This window comes from Acidovorax sp. LjRoot204, assembly GCF_056175785.1.
The window spans coordinates 1-11,844 of record NZ_JBGFFF010000137.1 but is presented as its reverse complement, the minus strand read 5'-3'; the positions used below and the strand labels follow the sequence as shown (position 1 = coordinate 11,844).

The 11,844-nt window shown below is 65.3% G+C and carries 11 protein-coding genes and 4 tRNA genes; 8 read left to right on the top strand and 7 right to left on the bottom strand.

Features of this window, described 5'->3' with window-relative positions; all coding sequences use genetic code 11:
- The 5 genes from AC04MI_RS19470 to AC04MI_RS19450 all read left to right on the top strand — a co-directional run.
- A partial coding sequence (locus tag AC04MI_RS19470; RefSeq protein WP_476498462.1) for a TIGR00645 family protein occupies positions 1-355 on the top strand: 355 nt, incomplete at its 5' end.
- Positions 356-568: 213 nt separating this feature from the next.
- Positions 569-1,477 (top strand): dioxygenase family protein, encoded by a 909-nt coding sequence (locus AC04MI_RS19465; RefSeq protein ID WP_395453825.1) that lies wholly within the window; start codon positions 569-571, stop codon positions 1,475-1,477.
- A gap of 53 nt (positions 1,478-1,530) precedes the next feature.
- Positions 1,531-1,809 carry a hypothetical protein gene (locus tag AC04MI_RS19460; RefSeq protein ID WP_099730670.1) on the top strand — a complete coding sequence of 93 codons (279 nt, stop codon included), beginning with the start codon at positions 1,531-1,533 and terminating at the stop codon, positions 1,807-1,809.
- 6 nt (positions 1,810-1,815) lie between these two features.
- Positions 1,816-3,438: an ATP-binding protein gene (locus AC04MI_RS19455; protein WP_436079086.1), complete on the top strand. Its 1,623-nt coding sequence runs from the start codon at positions 1,816-1,818 to the stop codon at positions 3,436-3,438.
- Positions 3,435-4,145 carry a response regulator gene (locus tag AC04MI_RS19450; RefSeq protein ID WP_476498461.1) on the top strand — a complete coding sequence of 237 codons (711 nt, stop codon included), beginning with the start codon at positions 3,435-3,437 and terminating at the stop codon, positions 4,143-4,145. Before AC04MI_RS19455 ends, AC04MI_RS19450 begins: the two co-directional genes overlap by 4 nt.
- A 132-nt stretch (positions 4,146-4,277) precedes the next feature.
- Here AC04MI_RS19450 and fumC read toward each other — a convergent pair whose 3' ends face one another.
- Entirely contained in the window at positions 4,278-5,687 is a 1,410-nt protein-coding gene (gene fumC, locus AC04MI_RS19445) for a class II fumarate hydratase (RefSeq protein ID WP_476498460.1), read from the bottom strand.
- A 170-nt stretch (positions 5,688-5,857) separates the two neighbouring features.
- Between fumC and AC04MI_RS19440 the strand changes: the two genes are divergently transcribed.
- The 3 genes from AC04MI_RS19440 (at position 5,858) to murI (ending at position 9,356) form a co-directional block, all read left to right on the top strand.
- On the top strand, positions 5,858-7,426 hold the full coding sequence (locus AC04MI_RS19440; RefSeq protein ID WP_476498459.1) for a fumarate hydratase: 1,569 nt from the start codon (positions 5,858-5,860) through the stop codon (positions 7,424-7,426).
- 174 nt (positions 7,427-7,600) lie between these two features.
- Positions 7,601-8,302 carry a DUF6882 domain-containing protein gene (locus tag AC04MI_RS19435; protein ID WP_056064473.1) on the top strand — a complete coding sequence of 234 codons (702 nt, stop codon included), beginning with the start codon at positions 7,601-7,603 and terminating at the stop codon, positions 8,300-8,302.
- A 163-nt stretch (positions 8,303-8,465) separates the two neighbouring features.
- On the top strand, positions 8,466-9,356 hold the full coding sequence (gene murI, locus AC04MI_RS19430; protein ID WP_056065143.1) for a glutamate racemase: 891 nt from the start codon (positions 8,466-8,468) through the stop codon (positions 9,354-9,356).
- 87 nt (positions 9,357-9,443) lie between these two features.
- On the opposite strand, the gene AC04MI_RS19425 is transcribed toward murI, so the two are convergent.
- The 6 genes from AC04MI_RS19425 to AC04MI_RS19400 all read right to left on the bottom strand — a co-directional run bounded on the left by AC04MI_RS19425 (position 9,444) and on the right by AC04MI_RS19400 (position 11,748).
- Complete coding sequence (locus tag AC04MI_RS19425) at positions 9,444-9,968, bottom strand: M48 metallopeptidase family protein (protein ID WP_056064476.1); 525 nt, start codon at positions 9,966-9,968, stop codon at positions 9,444-9,446.
- Between the two features lie 152 nt (positions 9,969-10,120).
- Positions 10,121-10,753: a DUF6806 family protein gene (locus tag AC04MI_RS19420; RefSeq protein WP_436079088.1), complete on the bottom strand. Its 633-nt coding sequence runs from the start codon at positions 10,751-10,753 to the stop codon at positions 10,121-10,123.
- 284 nt (positions 10,754-11,037) lie between these two features.
- A tRNA-Leu gene (locus AC04MI_RS19415) sits at positions 11,038-11,130 on the bottom strand.
- A 153-nt stretch (positions 11,131-11,283) separates the two neighbouring features.
- Positions 11,284-11,359: transfer RNA gene (locus AC04MI_RS19410), tRNA-Gly, on the bottom strand.
- A gap of 181 nt (positions 11,360-11,540) precedes the next feature.
- A tRNA-Cys gene (locus tag AC04MI_RS19405) sits at positions 11,541-11,614 on the bottom strand.
- Positions 11,615-11,672: 58 nt separating this feature from the next.
- Positions 11,673-11,748 (bottom strand) — tRNA-Gly (locus AC04MI_RS19400).
- Positions 11,749-11,844: the final 96 nt, after the last annotated feature.

Sequence of the window (11,844 nt, the reverse complement as noted above, 5' to 3'; positions counted from 1 at the left end):
GACCATCATCATGCTGGTGGTGCTGGCGCTGATCGACGTGGTCATGATCTCCAACCTGCTGATCATGGTGATCGTCGGCGGCTACGAGACCTTTGTCTCGCGCCTGCACCTCGAAGACCACCCCGACCAGCCCGAGTGGCTGAGCCATGTGAACGCCTCGGTGCTCAAGGTCAAGCTGGCCACCGCCATCATAGGCATCAGCTCCATCCACCTGCTCAAGACCTTCATCAACGCCGCCAACTACGACCTCAAGGTGCTGATGTGGCAAACCATCATCCATGTGGTGTTCCTGCTCAGCGCCCTGGCCATTGCGCTGACCGACCGGCTGATGTCGCACTCGTCGGACCGCCACTGAGCACGGCGACGGTCCCCACGCTCCCCGGCAACGCCGGGGGAGCCCCCGGGACCAGCATATCAGTCAAAAGTGCCGGTAGCGCCGGTTGCGTATGCGCTGGCAGCTATCAAATTTGAAGTAAGCACCCTTCGGTATTCAGCGCCCTGGGCGCTCCCAGATTTCTCCTCAATCGGTAGGCACAGTGCGGTGCAGACCCACCCGAAGGAGAAATCCATGCCCCCTCTGTCCTCTCTCTCCCCGACCGCAGCCGCGGCGCAAGCACCCGCTGCGGCAGCCTCCCCGTCCACACACACCGCCACCAGCCGCCGCCTGGCATTGAGCGCGCTCGGCTCGCTGGGCGTCGCCTCCCTGTGGGGCTGCGGCGGCGGCAGTGACAGCACCAGCACCGACTCTGGCAGCAGCACGGACTCCGGGTCTGGCACCGGCAGCGGTACCGGATCGGGCACTGGCACCGGAACAGGCACCGGCACAACCACCACCTGCTCCGTCGTCCCCGAGGAGACCGCAGGGCCCTACCCTGCCGACGGCTCCACGGCCAGCAACAACACCTACAACGTGCTCGCGCTCAGCGGCATCGTGCGCTCGGACATCCGCAGTTCGGTGGGATCGTCCACCCAGGTCAGCGGCGTGCCGCTGTCCATCACCATCACGCTGACGAACACCAGTGCCAGCTGCGCGGCGCTGTCGGGCTACGCCATCTACCTGTGGCACTGCACGCAAGACGGCAACTACTCGGTCTACACCTCCAACAACATCGCCGACAACTACCTGCGCGGCGTGCAGGCCACGGACGCCAACGGCACCGTGACCTTCACCACCATCGTTCCGGGCTGCTATGCGGGCCGCATGCCGCACATGCACCTGGAGATCTACCCCACGCTGGCATCGGCCACCAAGGCCGCGAACAAGATCAAGACCACGCAACTAGCCTTCCCCACCGCACTGCTCAGCAGCATCTACAGCAGCAATTCGGGCTACAGCGCCAGCGTGCGCAACCTGGCCTCCATGTCGTTTGCCACGGACAACGTCTTCAGCGATGGCACCACGCTGGAGATGACCACCATGCAGGCCAACACCGGCGGCGGCTACTCCGCCAGCATCACGATCTCGATCGCGGTCTGAGCCCCTCGTTGCTTCCATTCACCCTGTTGTTTCGATCACCAGAAAGACGCCCGATGTTCAAGATCCACACCCTTTTGGCCGCACTGGCCCTGGCATCCATCGCCGCAGCGTTCCCCAGCCACGCCCAGCCATCCCGCGGCACGCCGCCCGCCCCGCCACCCGAGGCCTACGCCGCCTGCAAGGGCAAGACCGAAGGCGCCTCCGTCACACTGACCATGCCCGACGGCAAGAGCCTCGCAGGCACTTGCCGCACAATGGACGGCACCCTGGTGGCCATGCCCGCTGGCGGGCCCGGTGGCCCCGGCGCAGGTGGCCCGCCCCCCGCCCGCTGACCCACCATGCCGCCCCTGCGCTCCCTCGTCCCCGTGCCCCATCTGACGCTGCACCGCAAAGCCTTCATCGCCCTGGCCGCCCTGCTGCTGGCGCTGTTGCTGATCTTTGTGGGGTTCTCGCGCCTGGGCCTGCAGCGGGGCCTCGGGCCGTATGTGGCCGAGATCGAGCTGGCCCGCATGGACTGGCTGGCCGAGCGCCTGCAGGCCCACCACACCCAGGCAGGCGGCTGGGACAGCCTGCGCGGGCAGTCGTCCCTGTGGGGACGGCTGACCCACCCGGGCGGCGGTCCACGCGGGCCGGGTGGCGCCCGCCCCCCCAGCGGCTCGCCGCCCGGCCTCCCGTCGGAGCCTCCTGGCACGGCCGCCCCCCCTCCTTCCAATGCCAGTGACAGTGGCCGTGGCGCTGACCTTGGCAACAGCCCGCCCCCACCCCCACCCGGCGACCTGCGGCCCCTGGACCGGGGCCCAGCGCCACCCCAGCGCCACCCGGATGACATCTACCCCCGCCTGGGCCTGCTCGATGCACAAGATCAGCTGGTCGCAGGCACACCGCCCCAGCCGGGGGGCGCACGCCTGGCGTTGCGTGGCGCCGGCGGCCAGACCATCGGGCACCTGGTGCTGGCGCCCCCGCAGGGCGTGCGCAGCGAGGCCGACCAGGCCTTTCTGGCCCAGCACCTGGGCTTTGTGGCGTGGACGGGCCTGGTCGGCCTGGCGCTGGCGCTGGTCCTGTCGGGCTGGCTGGCACGGCGCTGGCTGGCGCCGGTCGAGGCCCTGGCCACCGGCGCACGCGGCATTGCGCAGGGTCACCTGCACACCCGCGTGCCCGTGCACGGCAATGACGAACTGGCCCAGCTGGCCCGAACCTTCAACACCATGGCCGAACAGCTGGGCAGCATCGAAGCCAGCCGCCGCCAATGGCTGGGCGACGTGGCCCACGAGCTGCGCACGCCCCTGGCCGCCATGCGCGCCGAGATCGAGGCTGTGCAGGATGGCATCCGCCCCTTTGACGACAAGACCGCGCTGCGCCTGCACCGACAGGTGATGCGCCTGATCCAGCTGGTGGGCGACCTGCGCGCCAGCCTGGATGCGGTGGGCACCAGCGCACCCTCGGCCCAGGTGCCCGTGCACCCGCTGTCGCTGCTGAACGAAGCGCTGACCTCCATGCGCCCCCGCCTGGCGCAGGCGGGCATCGATGTGGACACCGGCGGCCTGGATGCCCTGGCCGCACCAGGCGCCGCCCAGCCGGCCCCCCTGGTGCGCGGCGACGCGCAGCAGCTGCACCAGGTGTTTTTGAACCTGCTGGAAAACAGCCTGCGCTACACCGACGCGGGCGGCCTGCTGCGCATTGCGGCGCGCCTGCTGCCACCGGCCGATGGAGACCCCCAGCTGCAGGTGCAGCTGGACGACAGTGCGCCCGGCGTGCCCGCGCACGAGCTGCCCCGTATCTTTGAGCGCCTGTACCGCGCAGAAACCTCGCGCAACCGCGACCACGGCGGATCAGGCCTGGGCCTGGCGATCTGCCGCGCCATCGTGCTTGCCCACGGCGGCACGCTGACGGCCGAGGCATCGCCCCTGGGCGGGCTGCGCATCACACTGAACTTGCCCCTTCTGGACAACCCGGCACCATGAGCCCACGCATCCTTGTCGTCGAAGACGAACCCGACATCGCCGCCATCGTGGTGGATTACCTGCGCCACGCGGGCTATGCGGTGGAGCACCAGGCCGAGGGCCGCGCCGCGCTGGCGAGCATGCTCACCACGCCGCCCGACCTCACGCTGCTGGACATCATGCTGCCCGGCATCGACGGGCTGGAGATATTGCGCCAGGCGCGGCGCCACACGCAGCACCCCATCATCATGCTCACCGCCAGGGTGGAAGAGGTGGACCGCCTCATCGGGCTGGAGCTGGGCGCCGACGACTACATCTGCAAGCCGTTTTCGCCGCGCGAGGTGGTGGCCCGTGTCAAGGCCGTGCTGCGCCGCACCGCCGCAGCGCAGGAGGTTTCCTCCGCCAGCACACCACTTGCCGCCTTGATGCTGGACGAGTCGCACTGGCAGGCCATGCTGCATGGCACGCCGCTGGGCCTCACGCGGCGCGAGTTCAAGCTGCTGCAGGTGCTGGCGCGCCAGCGGGGCCGCATCTTCTCGCGCGCCCAGCTGCTCGACCAGGCCTATGATGACACGCTGGACGTGAACGAGCGCGCMRTCGACRGSCACATCAAGAACCTGCGCARGAAGCTCAAAGCCGCCAGCACGGACGGCAGCGACTGGATCCGCTCGGTGTATGGCGTAGGCTTTGCGCTGGACCCGAACCACGAGGGCCCGCCAGCGGCCTGACGGGCAGGCTGCCAGCGACACCCCCGGGGCCGACAACTATCAATTTAATAGCTACCCAGGCATGTAGTACTAGCGCTACCGGCGCATTTGACTCAAAAACGCCACGGTAACCCCCCAAACAGCCCTGCAGACTCAGCGCCCCACCATCTGCGCAGGCACCACCCACTGGTCAAACTGCTCGCCCGTCAAATGCCCCGAGGCCACGGCGGCGGCGCGCAGGCTGCTGCCCTCCTTGTGCGCCTTCTTGGCAATGAAGGCGGCCTTGTCGTAGCCGATGTGGGGGTTGAGTGCCGTCACCAGCATCAGCGACTGCTCCACCAGGTCGTTGATGCGCGCCTGGTTGGGCTCGATGCCCACGGCGCAGTGCTCGTTGAAGCTAGCCATGCCATCGGCCAGCAAGCGCACGCTCTGCAGGAAGTTGTGGATCACCATCGGGCGGAACACGTTCAGCTCGAAGTTGCCCGAGGCCCCGCCGATGTTGATGGCCACGTCGTTGCCCAGCACCTGCGCGCACAGCATGGTCAGCGCCTCGCACTGCGTRGGGTTGACCTTGCCCGGCATGATGGACGAGCCCGGCTCGTTCTCGGGGATGGTGATCTCGCCCAGCCCACTGCGCGGGCCGCTGGCCAGCCAGCGCACGTCGTTGGCAATCTTCATCAGGCTGGCCGCCAGGGTCTTGAGCGCGCCATGGGCATGCACCAGCGCATCACAACTGGCCAGGGCCTCGAACTTGTTGGGGGCGGTGACCAACGGCAGGCCGGTCAGGTCGGCCAGCTCCTTGGCCACTGCCTGCGCATAACCGGCGGGCGCATTGAGCCCCGTGCCCACCGCCGTGCCACCCAAGGCCAGCTCGCCCAGGTGGGGCAGCGCGGCGCGCACATGCTGCTCGCCATGCKSCAGYTGCGCCACSCASCCCGAGATCTCCTGGCCGAGCGTGAGGGGMGTGGCGTCCTGCAGGTGSGTGCGGCCGATCTTCACAATGCTGTCGAACGCCTTCGCCTTGGCCGCCAGCGTGGTGCGCAGGCCGTGCAGCGCGGGCAGCAGGCGGTGCATCAGCGCGTCCACCGCCGCGAGGTGCATGGCGGTGGGGAACACGTCGTTGCTCGACTGGCTCTTGTTCACCTCGTCGTTGGGATGCACCAGGCGCGCTTCGCCGCGCGGGCCACCCAGCAGCTCGCTCGCCCGGTTGGCCAGCACCTCGTTCATGTTCATGTTGGTCTGCGTGCCCGATCCGGTCTGCCACACCACCAGCGGAAACTCCTGCAGGTGACCACCTTCGATCACCTCGTCTGCTGCCGCCACGATGGCCGTGGTCTTGGCCGCATCGAGCAGGCCCAACGCGTTGTTCACATAGGCGCTGGCCCGCTTGACCTGGGCCAGCGCCCGGATCAGCTCCGGCGCCATGCGCTCGCCCGAGATGGCGAAGTGGTGCAGCGAGCGCTGTGTCTGCGCCCCCCACAGGCGCTGGGCAGGCACATCGATGGGGCCGAAGGTGTCTTTTTCGGTACGGTATGCGGTCGCGTCGGGGGTAGAGGTCTTCACGGTGGGGCCTTGCGCGCTCGGTGAGCGGATGGGAATGAATGAAACACCAGCCCGCAGCATACCCACCGAAGGCCATGGCGCGCTACCACCCCCCATCGCCCCTGACAGGCCCGCGCAAGCCCGCCGGGAGATAATTCGGGGTTCGCGTTTTCCCTAAAACCCCCACCGCCATGACCACGACGACCATTCGCCAAGAAGACCTGATCGAATCCATTGCCGGCGCACTGCAGTACATCAGCTACTACCACCCCRCCGACTACATCGCCCACCTGGCCCGCGCCTACGAGCGCGAGMAGAGTCCGGCGGCCAAGGAYGCGATCGCCCAGATCCTGACCAACAGCAAGATGAGCGCCACSGGCCASCGCCCSATCTGCCAGGACACCGGCATCGTCAACGTGTTCCTSAARGTGGGCATGGACGTGCGCTGGGRMGGCTTCACGGGCWSSCTGGACGACGCCRTCAACGAAGGCGTGCGCCGYGGCTACAACCACCCCGACAACACGCTGCGCGCCTCGGTCGTGGCYGATCCGCAGTTCGMCCGCAAGAACACCAAGGACAACACSCCYGCSGTGATCTTCACCGAGATCGTKCCSGGCAACACCGTSGASRTSACSGTSGCRGCCAAGGGCGGCGGCWSSGAGAACAAGWSCAAGMTSKWSATGCTSAACCCCGGCGACARCGTGGTSGACTGGGTGCTCAAGACCGTGCCCACCATGGGCGCCGGCTGGTGCCCGCCCGGCATGCTGGGCATCGGCATTGGCGGTACGGCCGARAAGGCCGYGCTSATGGCCAAGGAAAGCCTGATGGACGACCTSGACATGYACGARCTGCAGGCCAAGGCCGAAGCCGCCAAGACCGGCGGCCCCGCGCTCGACAAGGTTGAAGAGCTGCGCCTGGAGCTGTTTGAAAAGGTCAACGCGCTGGGCATTGGCGCGCAAGGCCTGGGYGGCCTGRCCACSGTGCTGGACRTCAAGATCAAGATGTACCCCACRCACGCGGCCAGYAAGCCSRTKGCGATGATCCCCAACTGCGCSGCCACRCGCCAYGCGCACTTCGTSATGGACGGCTCGGGCCCCGTGTACCTCACGCCCCCCAGCCTGGACCTGTGGCCCAACGTGAACTGGGCGCCCGACTACAACAAGAGCAAGAAGGTCAACCTCGACACCCTGACCAAGGAAGAAGTGGCCAGCTGGAAGCCCGGCGACACGCTGCTGCTCAACGGCAAGATGCTGACCGGCCGCGATGCTGCGCACAAGCGCATCCAGGACATGCTGGCCAAGGGCGAGAAGCTGCCTGTGGACTTCACCAACCGCGTCATCTACTACGTGGGCCCTGTGGACCCCGTCAAGGGCGAAGCCGTGGGCCCTGCAGGCCCCACCACCGCCACGCGCATGGACGGCTTCACCGAGATGATGCTGGCCCAGACCGGCCTGATCGCCATGGTGGGCAAGGCCGAGCGCGGCCCGGTCGCCATCGAGGCCATCAAGAAGCACCAGAGCGCCTACCTGATGGCCGTGGGCGGCGCCGCCTACCTGGTSWSCAAGGCSATCAAGACCGCCAAGGTSGTGGGCTTYGARGACCTGGGCATGGAAGCCATCTAYGAATTCGACGTGGTSGACATGCCCGTGACSGTGGCSGTSGAYGCCGGYGGCACCAGCGCSCACATCACSGGCCCGGCCGAGTGGCARAAGCGCATCGCCTCGGGCGAGTTCAAGGGCATCGGCGTCGCCGCAGCCTGATGCGCGTGGGTGTGGCTGGGCCCGCGAGGTGGCCGCCACACCACAAGGTGCAATGACAAGGAACCGCCTTCGGGCGGTTTTTTTGTGGCCACCCCGACGCACATCCCTGCATCCGCTTCGGCAAAAATACGGGCTCGACCCGACTCCTCTTCTTCGGCGTTTGCCGCCCCCACCATGCTTTTGAACCACGGGTTCGCGCAGACCCTTCGACAGCCCCTCTACTCCCTGCTGCTGGCCACGCTGATCGGCGCCCTGCCCCTGTCCGCCAGCGCCAACCCGCCCATGGTTCCGCAGCGCGACGCACAGACCGCCTTTGGCGGTGCACTGCCCGCCCGCGACGCCGCGCTGCTGGACGCCAGCCTCGCATCCCACATCGAACGCCAACAGCTGCTGAACAGCCAGCACCTGGCAGGCAGCCAACTGCGCACGCTGGACTTTTTCAACAAGACCTTCACCGTGCTCCGTGGCGGCAAGCGCACGGTGTTCGATGCGGAGCTGCTGGGCACGTGGTGGCCCGAAAGCCGGCGCTGGGCATGGGAGGCCGTTGAACGCGTGCCCGACCTGAAAGACCCGAAGCGCAAATCGTTCGCCACGGGCAGCGCGCTCACACGCCTGTATGGGCGCGAGCACGGCATCGACATCCTGCAGACCGATACCGCGCAATTGGCGAGCGAAGAGGCTGCCTGGTATCTGTGCGCGTTTGCCGCACAACTCAACCAGGCCACCGGCGTGCTGGTGAGCATCGGCAGCGAGCTGGTCGCCGGGGGCCAAGAGGGTCAAAAGGCCGTGGTCAAACGCTACTACCTGCTGTCGCACCCGAAGGTCGCAGAAGCAACGCCCAGTGGCAACGGCAAGGCCAAAGCATCCGCACGCTAGTCGATCCGCCCCCCGTGCTCCATGGCGCCGCCGGTCATCGCCCAGCCCCGGGCTTGATCGCACAGCCAGAGTTTTTACACACTCCGCAACAGAACGCAGCGCACACAGCCTGGAGCTGCGGTTTTCCTACAATCCAGCCTTTTGTCCAACCATGGGCTCCCTGATGCAGTCGGCCTCTTCTCCTATCGGTGTATTTGACAGCGGCGTCGGGGGGCTGAGCGTGCTGCGCGCCCTGTTGGCCGCCATGCCCCACGAGCGCTTCGTGTACCTGGCCGACAGCGGCCACGCCCCCTACGGCGAGCGTGGCGACGCCTATGTGGCCGCCCGCACCCATGCCATCACCCAGTACCTGTGCGAGCAGCACCACATCAAGGCCCTGGTGGTGGCGTGTAACACGGCCACTGCGGCTGCCATTCATGAGGTGCGAAGCAGCCACCCGGAGTTGCCCCTCGTGGGGCTGGAGCCGGCCGTCAAGCCCGCTCTTGCAGTGACAAAAACAGGGCATGTGGGTGTCATCGGCACGCGGGGCACATTGACCAGCGCCAAGTTCGGCAAGCTCATGGCCTCACTGGCCGATCAAGCCCACTTTGTAGTGCAGCCCTGCGATGGTCTGGCGCACGCCATCGAGCGCAGCGTGGCCCTGCCACCTGCCGCCCCCGGCAGTCCTGTCGGTGCCACGGAGACTGGCGCACTGTGCGAACGTTATCTTCAGGCGATGGGCAGTTTTGGTACAGGCCCTGGGCAGATGGACACCCTGGTGCTGGGCTGCACCCACTACATCTTTGTGGCCCACGAGTTGCGCGCACTGGTGGGGCCTGACGTCCAGTTCATTGAGACTGGAGAGCCCGTGGCGCGCCAGACGCGGCGGCTGCTGGAGACCGCAGGTCTGCTCGCTGTGCCCGAGCCATCCAAACCATGCAATCAACCGCCGCCCCTCCAAAGCAACCCATCGGTGCAATTGCTCACCACGGGGCCGGTGTCCATGCTGGAGGCAGCAGCCCAGCGGTGGCTGGACCTGCCCCCCAGCCAGTGCCGGAGCGTTTCAGTTCCCTGATTCAGCCTCTATCTGCTTCTGGTGCATGATCCATATGTACCAGTCGCTATCATTTATGAAGCAACTGGGTGTGACGGCTCTGAGTCTTCAGGACGCGTCGCTGCCCCAGAGCCGGGTACCTGCCTGCTCCACATGGGTGAGGTACAGGCGCAGGTCGAACTCGTACTGGTGGTACTGCGGCTCCATGTGGGTGCAGAGCTGGTAGAAGGCTTTGTCGTGGTCCTTCTCGCGCAGGTGGGCCAGCTCGTGGACAACGATCATGCGCAGGAACTCTTCGGGCGCCTGCTTGAACATCGCGGCAATGCGAATCTCATGCTTGGCCGCCAGCCGGTTGCCCTGCACACGCGACACCGCCGTGTGCAAGCCCAGCGCGTGGCGCACCACGTGGATCTTGTTGTCGAACAGCACCTTGTTGACCGTGCCCGCATTGCGCAGGTAGCGTGCCTTGAGCTCCTGCGCATAGTCGTAGAGCGCCCTGTCGCTGCGCACGGCGTGCGCCTGCGGATACTTGCGCTGCAGAACCGCCCCGAGCTTTCCCTGTGCCAGCAGATCGCGCGCCTGGTCCTGCAACGAAGCGGGGTAAGAACGCAGGTACGGAAGATCAGTGCTCATGGGCAACAAGGTAGCGACGCGCAGGGTATGGAGTGGCGCAACCACACAGAGGCATCGAAGCGTTTGGAGAATTGACCCAATGCCTGGGAGATATCTGAGGGCGATGCACGGAATGGCGCGCACCACCACTCAGCGCAGCACGCCCACGCAGGTCAGTGCAAGTGGCGCGGACGACGGCCACCACCACCGCCGTGCCCACCACCTGGGCCTCCGGGGCCACGCGGGGGCTTGCCGATCTCCAGGGAGTTCACCAGGGCATCAAAACGCTGGCTGAACAGCTTGTCGATCTCTGCGACCACGCCCCCTAACTCGGCGCCATCAAAGTGGCGCTCCATCATGTTCACCACGTCTTGCACCAGCAGATCACGCTGCACCTGCATGATGGCAGCGGGCGTGGGGCCGACGAAAAGCATCACGAAGTCATCGCGCGACTCGGCGCCCTGCTCATCTTCGTCTTCATCAAAGTCGGTGTCGTAGAAGGTGACCTCGATGGCCGCGCCTTGCTCCGCCAGCTCATTGAGGCTCATGCACATCTCGTCGAGCGACTGGCGGAAATCCTCGTCACCCCGTACCGTCCAGCACATCTGCAGCAAATGCTCCTGCGCGTCGTACTTGATGCCAGGTTCTTCCTCATAAGCACTGGCCGCGCCATCGGCCAGCGAACGGGCTCCAGCGTACTTCCACAGGGGTTTGAGCGCCTCCTGGAGCTGGTCAAAACTGACATCAGCACGCAAGAGAACCTGTCCGTGGACGTGGATTTCGAAGGGAGCGTTGTAACTTGACATGATTGAATCCTAGAGCCTGTTCAATGTTCTTTTGGAATTCGCATTGGAGTGCAATCGGGATGAGTGGATGCTTCGGATGCGCCGCATGGGCTAGTGCCCATGCAAGCAGCCGGGGCTTCCAATCGCCCGATTTCACTCCAACCCTTCGGGCAAGTGCCTTACCGGGCGGTCTGCTGCGTTGCGGCGCTTGTGGATAGCCGGGCTATCCACTGCACACCGCGCCTTGCATCTCATCCCGGCAAGGCACTTGTGCGACTCCAAAAAAACATTGAACAGGCTCTTCGTGGTGCCCCGAGCCGGGGTCGAACCGGCACGCCCCTTTTCAGGAAAGCGGCGGATTTTAAGTCCGCAGTGTCTACCAATTTCACCATCGGGGCGCCGGCTGCTGAGCGCATACCTGCGTTGCAGCGTAACCCGGGCAGCGCGTGCGCGCAATGCCCTGTCGCATCTCTGGTCGGGACCGCTGTTTGACAACAGCACGCTCCGAACCGCCAAGAAAAAAGGGAAGCCTAAGCTTCCCTTTTCAAATATGGAGCGGGAAAAGAGTCTCGAACTCTCGACCTCAACCTTGGCAAGGTTGCGCTCTACCAACTGAGCTATTCCCGCATTTTCTGATTTCTCTAACGTTTCCGTTAGTGCTTATCAGCAAGCCTCAAATTATATAACTATTTTTGACCGTATTCGATTGCAAGCCAAAAAATTTCCATCCAACTACCATCCATCGACACAATCCCTGCGAACGTCTCGGCCCAGAGGCTTTGATCGCTACACTGCTGCAGACCATATCTGGAGGCGCGGTCCGGAGTCGAACCGGACTAACCGGATTTGCAATCCGGGGCATAACCGCTTTGCTACCGCGCCAGGAACTCTCATTCCTCTGACAAAAAAGGGAAGCAATTGCTTCCCTTTTTGTGGAAATTGGAGCGGGAAAAGAGTCTCGAACTCTCGACCTCAACCTTGGCAAGGTTGCGCTCTACCAACTGAGCTATTCCCGCATTTTCTGATTTCTCTAACGTTTCCGTTAGTGCTTATCAGCAAGCCTCAAATTATATAACTATTTTTGACCGTATTCGATTGCAAGCCAAAAAATT